Source organism: Pseudomonas sp. MDT2-39-1 (assembly GCF_054898085.1).
In genome coordinates, this window is the sequence record NZ_CM142716.1 from 3,739,256 (window position 1) to 3,755,921 (window position 16,666).

At 57.6% G+C, this 16,666-nt stretch carries 11 protein-coding genes; 8 read left to right on the top strand and 3 right to left on the bottom strand.

Annotation, left to right across the window (positions count from 1 at the left end):
- Positions 1-344 precede the first annotated feature (344 nt).
- The 7 genes from putP (at position 345) to ACYZTM_RS17765 (ending at position 11,398) form a co-directional block, all read left to right on the top strand.
- The gene (putP, locus tag ACYZTM_RS17735) at positions 345-1,829 is read left to right on the top strand and encodes a sodium/proline symporter PutP (protein WP_461983771.1); all 1,485 of its coding nucleotides are present in this window, start codon (positions 345-347) and stop codon (positions 1,827-1,829) included.
- A gap of 365 nt (positions 1,830-2,194) precedes the next feature.
- Complete coding sequence (locus tag ACYZTM_RS17740; RefSeq protein ID WP_461983773.1) at positions 2,195-4,213, top strand: type VI secretion system Vgr family protein; 2,019 nt, start codon at positions 2,195-2,197, stop codon at positions 4,211-4,213.
- Positions 4,203-4,940, top strand: a complete 738-nt coding sequence (locus ACYZTM_RS17745; RefSeq protein ID WP_461983775.1) for a DUF4123 domain-containing protein — start codon at positions 4,203-4,205, stop codon at positions 4,938-4,940. The genes ACYZTM_RS17740 and ACYZTM_RS17745 overlap by 11 nt, the downstream gene beginning before the upstream one ends.
- Positions 4,940-9,721 carry an RHS repeat-associated core domain-containing protein gene (locus ACYZTM_RS17750; RefSeq protein ID WP_461983777.1) on the top strand — a complete coding sequence of 1,594 codons (4,782 nt, stop codon included), beginning with the start codon at positions 4,940-4,942 and terminating at the stop codon, positions 9,719-9,721. The genes ACYZTM_RS17745 and ACYZTM_RS17750 overlap by 1 nt, the downstream gene beginning before the upstream one ends.
- The gene (locus tag ACYZTM_RS17755) at positions 9,721-10,077 is read left to right on the top strand and encodes a hypothetical protein (RefSeq protein ID WP_461983779.1); all 357 of its coding nucleotides are present in this window, start codon (positions 9,721-9,723) and stop codon (positions 10,075-10,077) included. The genes ACYZTM_RS17750 and ACYZTM_RS17755 overlap by 1 nt, the downstream gene beginning before the upstream one ends.
- A gap of 134 nt (positions 10,078-10,211) precedes the next feature.
- On the top strand, positions 10,212-10,631 hold the full coding sequence (locus ACYZTM_RS17760) for a hypothetical protein (RefSeq protein ID WP_461983781.1): 420 nt from the start codon (positions 10,212-10,214) through the stop codon (positions 10,629-10,631).
- A 443-nt stretch (positions 10,632-11,074) separates the two neighbouring features.
- A complete protein-coding gene (locus ACYZTM_RS17765) occupies positions 11,075-11,398 on the top strand; it encodes a hypothetical protein (protein WP_461983783.1) in 324 nt (107 codons plus the stop codon).
- Between the two features lie 45 nt (positions 11,399-11,443).
- On the opposite strand, the gene ACYZTM_RS17770 is transcribed toward ACYZTM_RS17765, so the two are convergent.
- On the bottom strand, positions 11,444-11,857 hold the full coding sequence (locus ACYZTM_RS17770; RefSeq protein WP_461983785.1) for a hypothetical protein: 414 nt from the start codon (positions 11,855-11,857) through the stop codon (positions 11,444-11,446).
- Positions 11,858-12,117: 260 nt separating this feature from the next.
- Between ACYZTM_RS17770 and ACYZTM_RS17775 the strand changes: the two genes are divergently transcribed.
- Positions 12,118-12,957 carry a 23S rRNA (adenine(2030)-N(6))-methyltransferase RlmJ gene (locus ACYZTM_RS17775; protein ID WP_131058746.1) on the top strand — a complete coding sequence of 280 codons (840 nt, stop codon included), beginning with the start codon at positions 12,118-12,120 and terminating at the stop codon, positions 12,955-12,957.
- Positions 12,958-13,081: 124 nt separating this feature from the next.
- On the opposite strand, the gene msrA is transcribed toward ACYZTM_RS17775, so the two are convergent.
- A complete protein-coding gene (gene msrA / locus ACYZTM_RS17780; RefSeq protein ID WP_461983788.1) occupies positions 13,082-13,729 on the bottom strand; it encodes a peptide-methionine (S)-S-oxide reductase MsrA in 648 nt (215 codons plus the stop codon).
- A gap of 186 nt (positions 13,730-13,915) precedes the next feature.
- Positions 13,916-16,609: a sensor domain-containing phosphodiesterase gene (locus ACYZTM_RS17785; protein WP_131058748.1), complete on the bottom strand. Its 2,694-nt coding sequence runs from the start codon at positions 16,607-16,609 to the stop codon at positions 13,916-13,918.
- Positions 16,610-16,666: the final 57 nt, after the last annotated feature.

Sequence of the window (16,666 nt, forward strand, 5' to 3'; positions counted from 1 at the left end):
TCAGGAAATAAATTCCGGTACGAACGTACCGCACCTGCTAGGTGCTTTTAATTCTAGAAAACCGTTAGGACTGCCCTAAAAGGGAGCAAAAACAGGGTTTTTTCAGATAAATCCGACTAGGTGCAACTTATTCTCACGAAACAGGTTGCACCTTATTTGCTTTGTTGAATAGCATTCGCGGCCAAGGTGCAACCGGTCATAAAAGACAGGTGTACCGGCTGATGGCTTTCCTGGGGAAACATCAGTCATAAATGCGCGGGACCTGAAATCGTCTGTCAAACGTCGTCGTTTGCGCGCGGTTCACCAGCCGCCGCTACATAAAAACAAAGCCAGGGCGTAACTTAATGAGCGTAAGCAATCCAACACTGATCACGTTCGTGATCTACATCGCAGCAATGGTGCTGATCGGCTTCATGGCCTATCGCTCCACCAACAACCTTTCTGACTACATTCTGGGTGGCCGCAGCCTGGGCAGCGTCGTGACTGCATTGTCCGCCGGCGCCTCCGACATGAGCGGCTGGTTGTTGATGGGCCTGCCGGGCGCCATCTATATGTCCGGCCTGTCCGAAAGCTGGATCGCCATCGGCCTGATCGTCGGTGCTTACCTGAACTGGCTGTTCGTCGCCGGCCGTCTGCGTGTGCAGACCGAACACAACGGCGATGCATTGACCCTGCCGGATTACTTCTCCAGCCGTTTCGAAGACAAAAGCGGTCTGCTGCGGATTATCTCTGCCGTCGTGATCCTGGTGTTCTTCACCATCTACTGCGCATCCGGCATCGTGGCCGGCGCCCGTCTGTTCGAAAGCACCTTCGGCATGTCCTACGAGACAGCGCTGTGGGCCGGTGCTGCGGCGACGATTGCCTACACCTTCGTCGGCGGTTTCCTGGCAGTCAGCTGGACTGACACCGTACAAGCCACGCTGATGATCTTCGCCCTGTTGCTGACGCCGATCATCGTGCTGCTGGCCACCGGCGGCGTCGACACCACGTTCCTGGCCATCGAAGCGCAAGATCCAAGCAACTTCGACATGCTGAAAAACACCACCTTCATCGGCGTGATCTCGCTGATGGGCTGGGGCCTGGGCTACTTCGGCCAGCCGCACATTCTGGCGCGTTTCATGGCGGCGGATTCGGTCAAGTCGATCGCTAACGCTCGTCGTATCTCCATGACCTGGATGATCCTGTGCCTGGGCGGCACCGTCGCTGTAGGTTTCTTCGGTATCGCTTACTTCTCGGCGCACCCGGAGCTGGCCGGTCCTGTGACCGAAAACCCAGAGCGCGTGTTCATCGAACTGGCCAAAATCCTGTTCAACCCATGGATTGCCGGTGTACTGCTGTCGGCCATTCTGGCTGCCGTCATGAGCACCCTGAGCTGCCAGTTGCTGGTGTGCTCGAGCGCCCTGACCGAAGACTTCTACAAAACCTTCCTGCGTAAAACTGCTTCTCAGGTTGAACTGGTCTGGGTTGGTCGCGCCATGGTGCTGCTGGTTGCCCTGATCGCCATCGCGATGGCCGCTAACCCGGAAAACCGCGTTCTGGGTCTGGTCAGCTATGCCTGGGCCGGTTTCGGTGCTGCCTTTGGTCCGGTTGTCCTGATCTCCGTGATCTGGAAAGACATGACCCGCAACGGCGCACTGGCCGGCATCCTGGTCGGCGCGATCACCGTGATCGTGTGGAAACACTTCGAGTTGCTGGGTCTGTACGAAATCATCCCTGGTTTCATCTTCGCCAGCCTGGCGATCTACTTCGTCAGCAAACTGGGCTCGCCGACTTCCGGCATGCTTCAGCGCTTCGCTGCTGCCGAGGCTGATTTCCGCCTGAACAAGTGATGGGAATGAGCTGAGGCTCTGACCTTTCGCCGAACATGAAAACGGCCCGCTTCCTTTGGAGGCGGGCCGTTTTTTTTGGTTACGCAAATCCCGAGATGTTGAAGATCCTTGTGGGAGCGGGCTTGCTCGCGAAAGCGGTGGGTCAGCTTGCATCAATGCTGAATGTGGAATCGCATTCGCGAGCAAGCCCGCTCCCACAAGGGGATTGGTGGTGGGTTTGAGGGAAATGTCTGTAGCCAAACACACAGATTATTGAAGGATAAATCTCTAAAAAAGTAGGGCAAATCTGATTTTCCTGTCCCTCACTCAACACCCCTTGTCGCTCATGCAGAATCGCCCGCCTTCATTCTGCAGAGACACATCGGATGTTCGCTCCTGCCAATCAACCGCGTTTCACGTTGACCCTCGACGGCGTCCAGAGTGAGCTCAAAGTGCTTGAGTTCACGGGCAAGGAAGCCATCAGCCAACCCTACCGTTTTGACCTGGAACTGGTCAGCGAACGGCCGGACATCGAGCTCGAAAGCCTGCTGCATTGTCAGGCCTTTCTGAGTTTCGATGCACAAGATTGCGGCATACACGGTCAGATCTTTCGCGTCGGTCAAAGCGACTCCGGGAAACGTCTGACGGGCTACCAAATCAGTCTCGTACCGCGGCTGGCCTACCTCGGTCAGCGCATCAACCAGCGGATCTTCCAGCACAAAAGCGTGCCGGCGATCATCGCGCAGGTCCTCAAAGACCATGGCATCCAGCGCGATGCGTTCGAATTTCAACTCGGCAGCGACTACTCACCGCGCGAGTACTGCGTGCAGTACGCCGAAAGCGACCTCGCGTTTATCCAGCGGCTGTGTGCCGAGATCGGCATTCATTACCACTTCCAGCACAGCCCCGCCGGGCATCTGCTGGTGTTCGGCGATGATCAAACGGTGTTCCCGCGTCTGCCCGAGTCGACGCTGTACCTGCCGGGCAGCGGCATGGCGGCGAATGCGCCGGCCATCAAGCGATTCAACGTACGGCTGGAGATCCGGACCACGGCGGTCACCCGGCGTGATTACGACTTCCAGAAACCGCGTCTTTCCCTTGAAAGTCGGGTCGACAGCGAACAGCGCCCAGTGCTGGAGGACTACCACTTTCCCGGTCAATTCACTGATCGCGAGCATGGCAAACAGCTGACGCAACGAGCGCTGGAGAGGCACAACGCGGACTTCCGCCAAGCTGAAGGTCGTGGCGACGATTCTGCCTTGGTCAGCGGACATTTCCTGCACCTCGCCGAGCACCCGCGTCAGGCATGGAACGATCTGTGGCTGATCACCGGCATCGAACACCGTGGCCGACAGCCGCAAGTGCTGGAAGAGTCGGCCACCAGCGACGACCCGGATGATTTCCAGGGCTATCGCAATACCTTTCTGGCGACGCCGTGGGACGTTTCGTTTCGTCCTCCCCTGGGGCCGGAAAAGCCACGCATGCTCGGCTACCAACCTGCCGTGGTCACCGGTCCGGTCGACAGCGAAATCCATTGCGACGAGTACGGTCGGGTCAAGGTTCAGCTCGCCTGGGATCGCGACGGTCAGCTCAACGAACATTCCAGTTGCTGGTTGCGGGTCGCCACGGGCTGGGCCCACGACCATTACGGCAGCGTGCTGATCCCGCGAGTCGGCATGGAAGTGCTGGTGGGTTTCATCGACGCCGATGCCGACAAACCGCTGGTGATGAGTTGCCTGCCAAACGCAGCAACACCGGTGCCGCTGGATCTGCCCGCCGACAAGACCCGCAGCATTTTCCGCAGCCAGAGTAGTCCAGGAGGCGGCGGTTACAACGAATTGCGCATCGAGGATCGTAAAGGTGCCGAGGAAATCTACCTGCGCGCCCAGCGAAACTGGACGCAGCACGTGCTGCACGATCAACAGGTGCAGGTCGATAACCAGCGCAGCATCGTCGTCACGGGTACGGCTCGCCATGAGCTGAAGGCTGATGAACAACGCATCACCCATGGTCAGCGTCAGGCCGAAGTGAAGCTTGACGATCATCTGGTAGTGATTGGCGATCGGCACATCCGCGTGACCAGTCAGGCGCTCAATGCCAGTCAGCAATTCCATGTCAGCGCCGGCCAGCAAGTGGTGATCGACGGTGGCGCCAGCGCGACGATCCAGGCGGGCGGGCAGTGGATCAACATTGGTCCTGGCGGGATTTTCAGCAGTGTGCCGATTCAGGTCGGCGGCGCGCTGATGCCAGCGATGGCTGCAGCGCCCGTGTCGCCGAATACACCGTTGAAACTCGTCGCCGCCCCGGCCGCCCTGCTGAGCGCGGCACAGATCATGAGCCTGCAAAGCGACGCACCGTTTTGTGAGGAATGCGAGCGTTGTAAGGACGGTGTCTGTGCAGCCTGATCGCTTATCACCTCACGCCTGGCTGGAACGCCAACCGCTCAAACCTGGCGAGCAGTTGTTTGCGATTTTCGGCAGCGCCAGTGCTGCGCAGCCTTTGTGCACCTGGCAACACACGACCACGGCGCAAGCGCCGAGCGCGATCTGGGCCGACACCGCCTATGCCGAGTGGGAACCGGTGATGCCCTATGTCGGAATCGTCGCTTCTGGCAGTGAGTTTCTGGAATGGGTCGCCACGACCGAGTCCCGTGACTGGGGTTGGTTGGCAGTTTCTTCTGCCTCTCAAGAAGCGCTGGGGGAGCATCTGCGCAGCCTCACTCAAGTGCTTTTGCCCAACGGTAATGCGGTGTTTTTCCGCTTCTGGGATGGGCGTTATTTGCTGCCCATTCTTCATTCTTCCGACGTTAGCGCCGCGCAGTTACTGCCGGTGATTGATCGTTGTTTGATCAATGGGCAGTCGCTCGATATTGGCGGCAGTGCGTTGAAAACCTCCAGGGTTTTTCCGTGGTGGGAAGTTTCCGAATCGCTGCTCGAAGACCTCGCCGCCGAGTCCGCGACAACTCGCATCAACAACTTGGTGAAGTGGTTGAGCGAGGACCGTCCTGATCTTTTTGAGGCGTTTTCTGAGCCCGTTTTGCGGCACAAAGTCGCGATCTTTCTGCAGACGCCGGACCTGCCTCAAGCACCGAAACAAGACTTGGTGGATTACCTGATGGCGGAGCTGAACTGATGGATCAGATCGTACGGATCGAGCAGGAACTCGACGGTTTTAAAGACACGCTGAGTTTGTATCGTCAGCAACTTGGCGGCTTCTTGAGTCGGAATGCGGACAGGGTCAGTCGGGCTACGGACATGCCGTCGCTGATGGACATGGAGCGGCTTGTAAAACTCGGCAACACCACGACGGCGGTTAGCAGTGGTGACGATGATTTTTTCTCCAGTGTTGCGCAGTGTCCGGAAAGCGGAGTTCTGGAGATCGAGAGCAAGTTTGAATCGGTCTATGACATTCCGTTGGGGAATATTTCGGTTGATGTGATTGCCGTTGATGGCGGTGAAAGCACGCCTGTCGCGCTCGGCGAGAACGGCAAGGGACAGTTCAAAGGCGTGCCTGGCAAGTTCTACCGTGTTCATGTCCAGAGTGAAGTGACCCCGGCTCAAATTGACGATCTTTTCTCCTCTTACGATGGCCTGACCTCAGAGCTGGAAGGTTGGCTGCGAAACGAGTGGGAAGGGTTCAAGCCGCAATGGTCGCAATCGACTTATGCAGCCGCGGGTAACGGCATGCTCGCGGGAAGTTGGGCCTCGATTACTGGTGTGTGGGACAGCATCAGCCTGCTCTCGGACATTCTCCAGGATCCACGAAAGTTCGTTGACCGCCTGGGGAGTGGCGCTGCCCAACTGGCCGACCTGGCAGAAAAATTTCCGGCAACGATGGAAAAGGTCCAACTGCTGGCCAGTGATGAAGCGGCCCTCTGTCTGTTGCTGCGCACGGCCAGCCTCTGGTTGGAGATGCTGCCGCCCAGCGAGATCGCCGGTAAAACTGCCGAAGCTGTTTCAGCCGTGGTAGTGCAGCTACTCATCGACATTCTGATCGGGGTTGTCCTGACTTTTGCGGGTGCAGGTGCGGGCATTGCCTATTTGGGTATGCGCCTTGCCAACTACGGCGCCCGGATCGTCGACGCTGTCGTGGGTTTCGTCAAAGCGATCTTCAACATCATCAACAGCTTCATTACTTACGTTGATCGCTACAAAAAAGTTGCCGCACGCGGTGTGGCGGCAGGCCTGAAAAAAGGCCGCATGCAACTGCGTTGGGATGCCAAGCGCAACACCACGCTTAAGCAAAATGAACACCACGACAACGTCTCAAAGCAGGCCACGAACCCCAACGGCGACAGCGCCGACTCCGTCGATAAAACCGCCACCAATAAATGCCCGGTATCGATGGTCACCGGCGAAGAACTGCTGACCCTCACCGACGGTTCGCTGGACGGCCTCCTGCCGTTCGCCTTCACCCGGCTCTACCGCACCAGCGCCGCTGAGGTCGACGCCGGCCTCGGATTCGGCTGGAGCCATTCGTTATCTCATCGGCTGGACATCGACGGCGACACCGTCATTTGGATCGACCACGAAAACCGTCGCACCACCTTCCCGCTGCCGAGCAGCGAACGCCCGGCGATCCACAACAGCCTCTCGCGCGCCGCGATTTACCTCGGCAATGAACCCGAAGAACTGATCCTCGCCCAGGCCGGCGACGAGGCACGTTTCTACCATTTTCATAATGGTTTTCTCACAACCATTAGCGACGGTTACGACAACCGCCTGCGCATCACCCGCGACCGCCAGGACCGCATCCAGCGCCTCGACAACGGCGCCGGCCGCGCCTTGCTGTTGCGCTATGACCGCAGCCATCTGGCCGCCGTCGATTATCAGGTTTTCGTCCCGGCCCAGTCCCTCGAGGAAGCCTGGCAGACCGAGCAAACACTGGTCTCATACCGCTACGACGAACGCGCTCGACTCATCGAAGTCACCAACGCTGCCAACGAAAGCGAGCGCTACGACTACGACGATCAGCACGTCATTCTCCAGCGGCAACTGGCCGGTGGGGCGAGTTTCTTCTGGGAGTGGGAAAGGTCCGGCAAGGCGGCCCGATGCATCCGTCACTGGGCGTCGTTTTCGCAGATGGACGCCCGTTATGCCTGGGATGACGAGGGCAGCGTCACCGTCCACAACATCGACGGCAGCGAAGAGGTTTACGTCCACGACGATAGTGCGCGTTTGGTGCGCAAGGTCGAGCTGGACGGCGGTGAACACCTCAAGGCCTATGACGACCAGGGGCGATTGATTGCCGAGCAAGACCCGCTCGGCGCTGTCACCGAATACCGCTACGACGAAGTCGGACGGCTGGTGGCGCTGCTTCCGCCCGAAGACGAACCAACCTCCTACGAGTACCGCAACGGTTTCCTGCACGCGCGCTATCGCGGCAAAGCTGTGTGGAAGTATCAGCGTAATGCCCAGGGTGACATCACCGAAGCGACCGACCCCGACGGTCACGTCAGCCACTATCACTACGACGAAAAAGGTCAGCTGCTGTCGATCCGCTACCCGGACACCAGTCGGCATGTGTTCGTCTGGAATGGCTTGGGGCAACTGGTCGAAGAGACGCTGCCGGACGGCGGTCAGCGGCGGTTTTCCTACGATGCGCTGGGGCGGCAGATTACCCGGCAGGACGAACACGGAGCAGTCACCAAGTCCCAATGGGATGCCGTCGGCCGACTGATCCAGACGACACTTCCTACCGGTGCCATTCGCGCCTTCAGCTACAACGCCTACGGAAAAATCACCGCCGAACGCGACGAACTGGGCCGGGTCACCCGCTACGAATACCTCGACGATCTGCACCTGGTCAGCCGCCGACTCAATGCCGACGGCACCCAGCTCAAGTATCGCTACGACAACGCGCAGCTGCTTCTTACCGAGATCGAAAACGAATCCGGCGAAAAATATCGCCTGGACTACACGCCCGGCGGATTGATCCGACAGGAAACCGGCTTCGATGGCCAACGCACGGCGTACACCTACGACCTCAACGGTCACCTGCTGGAGAAAACCGAGTTCGGCGATGACGGTTCGCAGCTCGTCACGCAATACGAGCGCGATACCGCCGGCCGACTGCTGATCAAGACCCTGCCCGACGGCATCAAGGTCGAATACCGCTACGACAGTCTCGGTCGACTGATCGGCGTCGACGATGGCCACGACCATCCGCTGGAATTCGAGTACGACCAACAAGACCGACTGATCACCGAGCATCAAGGTTGGGGCACGCTGCGGTATGGCTATGACGTTTGCGGCCAACTCAACCGCCTGCGCCTGCCGGACGGCAGCAAACTCGACTACCACCACGCCAAGGGCGGCGCGCTGGCCGCCATCGACCTCAACGGCGCGCGGCTCACCACTCACCAGTTTGCCTTCGGTCGCGAACAACAACGCCAGCAAGGCCAGCTCACCAGCCACTACCACTACGACGAACAGGGCCGGCTGCAAGCCCACGCGATCAACCAGCAAACCCGTCCGCTGTACATGCGCCATTACGGCTACGCGGTCAACGGCAACCTCGCGACCATCGCCGACAGCCGCCACGGCCAACGCAGCTATTACTACGACCCGCTCAACCGTCTGACCCGCGTCCGCCACACCCGCGACGACCCACCGGAAACCTTCGCCCACGACCCCGCCGGCAACCTGCTGATGCAGAATCGTCCCGGTTTGGCGACCGTTAAAGGTAATCGCCTGCTGATGCAGGGCGACCGGCATTACGTCTACGACGCCTTCGGCAACCTCATCCGCGAACGGCGCGGCACCGCGCAAAAACTCGTCACCGATTACCGCTACGACTGCCAGCACCGATTGGTCGGCGTGACGTTGCCGGACGGAAGTTGCACCAGTTATCGCTACGACGCCTTCGGCCGCCGCATCGCCAAAACCGTCGACGGCAAAACCACCGAGTTCTTCTGGCAAGGCGACAACCTAGTCGCCGAAAGCAGCCGCGAACACTACCGCAGCTACCTCTACGAACCCGGCAGCTTCCGCCCACTCGCCCTGCTCGACGGCAAAGGCCCGCGCAAGGCTTGCCCGTTCTACTACCAACTCGACCACCTCGGCACGCCGCAGGAACTGACCGATTTTGGTGGCGAGATTGTGTGGTCGGTGAAGTACAACGCCTACGGCAAAATCACGCGTCTGGCGTTTGGCGGGGGCGAGCAGCTCGAGCAACCGTTGCGGTTTCAGGGGCAATACTTTGATGCCGAGAGCGGCCTGCACTACAACCGGCATCGGTACTATGATCCGGAGGTCGGACGGTATCTGACGCCGGACCCGGTGAAGTTGGCGGGTGGGCTGAACCCGTACCGGTACACGCCGAATCCGACGGGATGGATTGATCCGTTGGGGTTGAGCGGGAATTGTCCGCAGTCGGGTAAGGCTGGGTGTGAGGCGCCGGATGATACGACTGGCGCTAGGGTTGATGAGGGTGAGCCGGCGCTGCCGAAGCTGACGGGTGATCAGCGTAGGGCGCGGATTGATGAGCTAGCGGAGGCGGTTGTTCATAGGCGATTGAAAGAAATGGAAGATTCAATTGATGAGGCCCACTTTCTACAGAAACATGGTGCTCAAACCCCTCTGCAGTCCCAGCTTCAGCGAGTGCAAGAAGGTAGGAACCCTGGGACCGGTGAAATAGAAAGGTACGAGAGAGGAAGGCGAAGGGGCGAGCCCGTAATACCCTCTGCGGCGACACACTTTCTCAGTCATCGTGATCAGATGAATGCAATACAGCGTGCGCAATTGATTTTTAGGCAGAGTGGTTTGAATGCTTCCAAGCGTCCAATTGAAATGGGTAAAAAAGTAGGCGAGGGATTTAAGAGAGACGGCTTGCAGTACGGTGAACAAACTAGAGCAATAGTTTACTTGAATTCAATGGGTCAGCCTATTACAGCTTTTACGGATTTTGACTAATGAAAAATTCTTACGATATTTGGGATATACGTAGTTTGCTTTTCGTTTTTGATATAGAAAATGCACGTGACTTGAAAAGGGAAGAAATAATAGTTTCGAAGGACGTAAATGATGAAAATGAGCTCACTGAGCTATTTGATCTCTTGCTTCGTCCGGAGTTTTTTATCTATAGCCAAAAAGAGCGGCAATTACTTGTTGATACTTTGGAGTATTTTTTAGGTTGTGGTGACAATTTCGATGGGGTCTTTTCAAAAATTGACACTTATTTTGATGAGGATGTTAAGGATCAGAGAGGGTTTATGATGGTTCTTCTTAACTGTTTGCAGCGTTATAAGTCTGAGGGTGGTGATAAATAATGGTGTAGATAAATTTGTCGAGATCAAAGGGGGCGGATTTATTTCTGTCCACTTTTCGAGATTTGTCACAGTATTAAGGGGTTCTTGAGTAACAAATAAATCCGTCCCCTTTATGCTTTATGCTCGGAGAAAAAATGATGTTGCGAGATCCATTTTCAAATGAAGAATTTCAACCCGATTTGATGTGGTTTATTGGCGTCTTTGATGTTTATGATCGCGAGGAAACTCGGGGTGCGGAACTGGAAATATTTAATCCTAATGATCGCTTTGACAGAGCGGAGCTGATCAAAAGATACAGCTTGAATCTAGGTTATCTGTCCTATCGACATAAGCTCGTGCTGCTGGATTTTCTAGCGGAAAAGCTAAGCGATACGTCTTATGATTTTCGGAGTTTGTTTGATATAGATGAAGAAGATGCAGGGAGTTGGCCGCGTGGTGAGTGGTATGCATTGGAAGATCCCCGTGGGTTTCTTCAAGATGTCTATGTTTTGGCTCAGGAGACCTGGAAGGAAGATCTTCTTTTAGCGAGCCTTGAAGATCGGGCCAACTGGTGATGGAAAAGGTGGTGCCTGTCATTCTGGAATTCCACGTGTCGGTATTCTCAATACCAATTGCCAACACTACGGAATGTTTAAGTATTGTTTAAAGTTCACGTAACTATTGCGAAATTTCCGGGCAAGTTCATCGGAAGTTTCCTTCAAGTTGTGGCGGCTTCCATGAACTGGTGGGCGATGGGTTGCAGGGATAGTCTTTGGCTGTCACTGCGCAAGTGGTGGCAGGGTGTAGGAGCCCTCTCTCATGATGCAACAGCTCTGTCGTTTGATTGCGGCACTTAACTCGTGTCCATATGATCGTTTGCGGCGGCTGTGCGCGGGACACGCTTCAGCGTGGCCGAGGTTCATGAGTGATCGGTACTCCTACTCCTGCGCATGGCTGCCACCCAAACCTGTAGGAGGGGGCGTTTGGCAGCTCATTTTCATACTCATGGAATTTACAAATGACGACGCTAACGCCAGATCCACCCTACGAAAAACCAATCCCCCACCCCAAAAACCGTTTCATGGCCCTCACCGGCAACTGCACCGACATGCCCACGCTGTTCGTCGATACCCAGGCGCCACTCGATGTTTTATATGACGCCGCCAACTATCGAATTCGCGCTGTCACGCAGGTGCTTGAGAACCTGTCGATGCGTGGTTCGGTCGAGTGTGAGTCGTTCATTCTTAGTGATTTCGCTTTGCTGTGTGCCATTCCGTTGCGGGATGGGTGTGATGTGCTCGATGTGGTTGGGCGGCGGTTAAAAGCGCGGCCTTCTGAGTAGCGTCTAGTTGCTTCTGTGGCGACGGAGGCTCCCTCGCCGCAGACGTTATTCGTAGATAAACCGGTCTTGAGTCTTGATGAAACGGTCGAATGCCACTGAGTTGTAAACTTCCAAACACCCATAAAACACCATTTTTTGGCTCGAGTGCTTGCTCGTCGAGGATGTCTGTTTGTAGGCCGTTAACACGTAGTCAGTTGTTTCTTTGTAAGGGTCGTGCAGTACCTGAAGCGTGTCTTCATTTTGAAGAATGGTGTGCATTCCTTTGCCTATGAATGAGAAGGCGCCCGCGGACAGTCCGATGTCTTTCTCTAATGCTGACTTTTCTTTGAATGGCTTCAAGATGCAGTGACTTAGGCCATAGTTCTTTAGCGATTGACGTGCTTCTTCGGTGTGTTGTTCGTTAGAAAAGACGAAGCCTGAATACAGCAGACAAAGAAAAAAAATGGCTGGAATACGCATCGGTTTTTCGACTTCCTGTCGGACGTTTGGATCAGTGTAGCGCTAGGGCATTGGTAAGTGTTTTTTGTGGTCGACCGAGGATTCGGGGGTGTCAGGAATCGTCGGATGGCAGGTTTTGGGGCTGCTTCGCAGCCCAACGGGGGCAAGCCACCCTCACCACAGGTTTTTTGGGTTGATGTGCTGCAACTGCCCGCTCAGCCACCAACCCCTGACGTCCGCCTCGGTACAAGGTAAACTTCCCGCCCTTCGCAGGAGCAATCATGAATTATCGTCACGCCTTCCATGCCGGCAATCACGCCGATGTGTTCAAACACCTGACTTTGACCCGCCTCATCGCCCTGATGTCGCGCAAGGAGCAGCCGTTTGCCTATCTCGACACTCACGCCGGCATTGGTCTGTATGACTTGCAGGGCGATCAGGCGAGCCGTACCGGTGAGTACCTGGAAGGCATTGCGCGGTTGTGGGATCAGCCGGATCTGCCGGCGCTGACCGCCGATTACATGAAGGTGCTGCACGACATGAACCCGGATGGCCAGTTGCGCTATTACCCGGGTTCGCCGGAGCTGGCGCGGCGTCTGACGCGGCCGCAGGATCGGGTGATGCTCAATGAGAAGCACCCGGAAGATGGTGTGTTGCTCAAGGACAATATGGCTGGTGATCGTCGGGTGAAGGTGCATCTGGGCGAAGGCTGGCATGTGCCGCGTGCGATGTTGCCGGTGCAGGAGAAGCGGGCGGTGATGTTGATTGATCCGCCGTTCGAGCAGCTCGATGAGATGCAGCGCTGTGCGGCGTCGCTGAAAGAGGCGATTGGCCGGATGCGCCAAACCGTGGCGGCGATCTGGTACCCGGTGAAGGACCAGCGCATGTTGCGGCGGTTTTATCAGGATTTGGCGGGCTCGGGCGCGCCGAAGTTGTTGCGGGTGGAGTTGTTGGTGCATCCGCTGGATACGCCGAACAGTCTGAACGGGTCGGGGTTGGCGATTGCGAATCCGCCGTGGGGGCTGGAAGAGGAATTGCGTGAGTTGCTGCCGTGGTTGTCCAAGAAGCTTGGGCAGACCCAGGGTGGGTGGCAGATGGATTGGTTGATTGCTGAGAGTTGACCAGTGATCGTTCCCACGCTCCGCGTGGGAATGCAGCCCGGGACGCTCCGAGTCCCTGCCGAAGCGGACGCGGAGCGTCCATTGAGGCATTCCCACGCAGAGCGTGGGAACGATCAGTGCGGGGTTAGATCGGGCAGGTAACGCCTGTACCGCCAATACCGCAATACCCTTCAGGATTCTTCGCCAGGTACTGCTGGTGATACGCCTCGGCGAAGTAGAACGTCGGCGCTTCGTCGATTTCAGTGGTGATTTCGCCTTTCCCTGCCTTGGTCAATTCAGCCTGGAACACTTTCTCGCTGGCCTTGGCCGCATCGAGCTGAGTCGGGTTGGTCGCGTAGATCACCGAGCGATACTGAGTGCCGATGTCGTTGCCCTGGCGCATGCCTTGCGTCGGGTTATGCAATTCCCAGAACATTTTCAGCAGCTCTTCGTAGCTGACTTTTGCCGGCTCGTAGACCACCAGTACCACTTCGCTGTGGCCGGTCAGGCCGGAGCAGACTTCTTCGTACGTCGGGTTCGGTGTAAAGCCGCCGGCGTAACCCACCGCGGTACTCACCACCCCTTCACGTTGCCAGAACTTGCGTTCCGCGCCCCAGAAACAGCCCAGGCCGAAGATCGCGAAATCCACGTCCATCGCAAACGGGCCCAGCAGCGGGGCGTCGTGGACGAAGTGTTTTTCCGGCACGGTCATTGGGGATTCGCGGCCAGGCAGAGCTTGTTCTTTGGTAGGGAGCACGTTTTTGTTCACCAGGATTTCCGAGCGCAGAACCATGATCAGTCCTCTCAGTCAGGTTGGGATGTAGGATCAGACCGCCAGTTTGCCCAATGCTGCCCGGTTACGCACTACCCCTGTAGGAGTGAGCCTGCTCGCGATAGCGGCGGGACATTTAACATTGATGGCGACAGACACACCGCAATCGCGAGCAGGCTCACTCCTACAGGGGATCGCGGTGTTATGTCAGACGAGCGGGCCGCGTGGGTAGCGTTTGAGCTTTTCGATCAGCTCGGCGCCCGGGATCGGTCGGTCGAACAGGTAGCCCTGGCCGACATCACAGCGGTGACGACGAAGGAAGGCCAGTTGCTCGGCGGTCTCGATGCCTTCAGCCACGACCTTGAGTTTCAGGTTGTGGGCCATGGCGATCACCGCGGAGGTGATTTCCATGTCGTCCTGGTTGTCCGGGATTTCGTGGATGAAGCTTCGATCGATCTTGATGATGTCGATCGGGAATTTTTTCAGGTAGCTGAGCGACGAGTAACCGGTGCCAAAGTCATCCATGGCCAGGGTCAGGCCCAGGCGCTTGAGCTGATCGAGCTGCAAGTGGGTGTCTTCGGTGGCTTCCAGCAGCAGGCCTTCGGTCAGCTCAAGCTCCAGCAGGTTCGCCGGCAACGCTTCTTCCTTGAGGATGTTGGCGATGGACGCCACCAGGTCCGGGTCGGAGAACTGCTTGGGCGACAAGTTGATCGCCACCTGGAGATTGCCCAGGCCAGCGGCGGTCAGGTCTTTGCTCATGCGGCAGGCCTGGCGGGCGATCCATTTGCCGATCGGGATGATCAACCCGGTTTCTTCGGCGACGCTGATGAACTGGTCCGGACGGATCATGCCTTTTTCCGGATGGTTCCAGCGCAGCAGCGCTTCCATGCCCAGCAGGCGACCGCTGCGCAGGCACAGTTTGGGCTGATAGAACACGTCCAGCTCGTTCTGGGTCAGGGCGCGGCGCAGGTTGTTCTCGACGAACAGTTTGTAACTGGCCTCGGCATTTAGCGCTTCGGTAAACACCTGAACCTGATGTTTGCCGTTGGCCTTGGCCTTGTGCAGCGCCAGGCCGGCGTTGCGCATCAGGGTCTGTGGGTCGCGACCGTGCAGCGGCGCGCAGGCCAGGCCCACGGAGCCGGTGACGCTGATCAACTGGTTATCGACGAACATCGGCTTGTCGAGGGTCGCCAGCAACTGGTTGGCGACTTGCTGACCCATCGCGAGGTCGGTGTTGTCCAGCAGCACGGCGAATTCGTTACTGGCGAAACGCGCCAGGCTGCCGCTCGGGCTCAAGCTGTTACGCAGACGGCGGGCCAGACTGATCAGCAGTTTGTCGCCGGTCTGGTGGCCGAGGCTGTCGTTGATGCGCTTGAAGTTGTCGATGTCCACCAGCAGCAGGCTGATCGGCGTGTCGCTGTCTCGGGCGAAGCGTTCGTCGAGGTTACGGATGAACGCCGGGCGGTTGCCGAGGTTGGTCAGGTTGTCGGTGTAGGCCAGGCGCTCGATGCGCTGCTGGGCAAGTTTGGTCTGGGTGATGTCTTCGTAGATGCCGATGTAATGCGTCAGCTCACGGTTGTCGCCATACACCTTGGAAATCGACAACTGGCCCCAGTAGGGTTCGAGGTTTTTACGGCGGCTCTTGAACTCGCCCTGCCAGCTGTTGCTCTTGGCCAGCGCCGAGGGCGCGTCGAACAGCAGCTCGCTGAGGTTTTCCAGCGCCGGCAGTTCCGACAGCCGCTGGCCGTGGACTTCTTCGGTGCTGTATTGAGTGATCGCCGTGAAGCTCGGGTTGACGTATTCCACCACGCCATCGCAGTTGACCAGCAAAAAGGCGTTGGCACTTTGCTCGACCGCACGCTGGAACAAGTGCAAGGCGCTGGTGGCGGTGCGGCGATTGTGGTTGTTGATGACTTGGGCGAACTGGTCTGCCAACTCGCCGGCAAAGGCGATTTCGTCCGACTGCCAGGCGCGGGTTGCGCCGGTCTGTTCCAGGCAGAGGACGCCGACCACCTGGCCGTCGATGCGGATACTGGCGTCGAGCATCGCGTTCACATCGCGCGGGCGCAGGCTCTCGGCCATTTCCCGGGTGCGCGGGTCGCGCATCGCGTTGTGGGCGTCGATGGCGCGGCTGCAGTGCAAGGCGTCGAGGTAATCCGGGAAGCCGCTGACGTCGATCGGATCCGGCAGTAGGTATTCCCGGGAGGCGCGGTGATAGGCCGAAATCGGCACCAGCATCGAATTTTCGAGGTTCCACAGGCTGGCGCAGTCGATTTCGTAGATATCGCAGGCGCTGCGGGTGATCAGTTCAGCGGCTTCTTGCAGGGAATTGTTGGTGCTGTAGCGCTGTCGGGTCAGCAGCAGGATCAAATCTTGCTGGGCCCGTACTCGGTCCAGATGCTGCAGTTGTTCCAGCTGGGCGCGCTGGTTGAGTTCCAGGGCAATTTGCAGGCGCGAGTTCTGGGTTTCCAGGTCCAGCGACGGCAGCAGCGGTTCACCCTCGAACAAACCGTCCACGACCATCAGGTAGCCGCGCAGCAGGTGTCGATTGTGTTGGCGGTAGGCTTCGCCCAATTCGAGCAGGCTCAGGGAGCCTTTGGCGGTGTGCAGGTTGTAGCGGATCAGGTAATGCGGGCTGTCGCTGAGTTGCTGCTGAATCGCGTCGTGCAGTTGATAGCGCGCTTCGGGCTCCATCAGGCTGGCGTAAGGTGAATCGATCAGGGCACAAAGTTCCACGGCCGGCAGACCAAACTGTCGTTCGCAATTGGGATCGAGAAACAGGAGCGCCCAGCTAGCTTCATTCAGCCGTTCGAAACGCAGCATGCCGAGCCGCGAGGGCACAGGCAATTGCGTCACTACCTCGGCCACCATACGGCTGGCGGCATCGGGTTGGCTTTTCATTGAGGGAAACTCGCTTCGAATGTGCTGATCGCGCCGGGCTCTCGCCCTCTTTACTGT

Excerpts from the sequence above, each read along its gene's own strand:
- ACYZTM_RS17760 (WP_461983781.1), top strand. The coding sequence starts at position 10,212 with ATGATGTTGCGAGATCCATTTTCAAATGAAGAATTTCAACCCGATTTG.
- msrA (WP_461983788.1), bottom strand. The coding sequence starts at position 13,729 with ATGGTTCTGCGCTCGGAAATCCTGGTGAACAAAAACGTGCTCCCTACC.
- ACYZTM_RS17785 (WP_131058748.1), bottom strand. The coding sequence starts at position 16,609 with ATGAAAAGCCAACCCGATGCCGCCAGCCGTATGGTGGCCGAGGTAGTG.
- ACYZTM_RS17770 (WP_461983785.1), bottom strand. The coding sequence starts at position 11,857 with ATGCGTATTCCAGCCATTTTTTTTCTTTGTCTGCTGTATTCAGGCTTC.
- ACYZTM_RS17765 (WP_461983783.1), top strand. The coding sequence starts at position 11,075 with ATGACGACGCTAACGCCAGATCCACCCTACGAAAAACCAATCCCCCAC.
- ACYZTM_RS17755 (WP_461983779.1), top strand. The coding sequence starts at position 9,721 with ATGAAAAATTCTTACGATATTTGGGATATACGTAGTTTGCTTTTCGTT.
- ACYZTM_RS17775 (WP_131058746.1), top strand. The coding sequence starts at position 12,118 with ATGAATTATCGTCACGCCTTCCATGCCGGCAATCACGCCGATGTGTTC.
- ACYZTM_RS17750 (WP_461983777.1), top strand. The coding sequence starts at position 4,940 with ATGGATCAGATCGTACGGATCGAGCAGGAACTCGACGGTTTTAAAGAC.
- ACYZTM_RS17740 (WP_461983773.1), top strand. The coding sequence starts at position 2,195 with ATGTTCGCTCCTGCCAATCAACCGCGTTTCACGTTGACCCTCGACGGC.
- putP (WP_461983771.1), top strand. The coding sequence starts at position 345 with ATGAGCGTAAGCAATCCAACACTGATCACGTTCGTGATCTACATCGCA.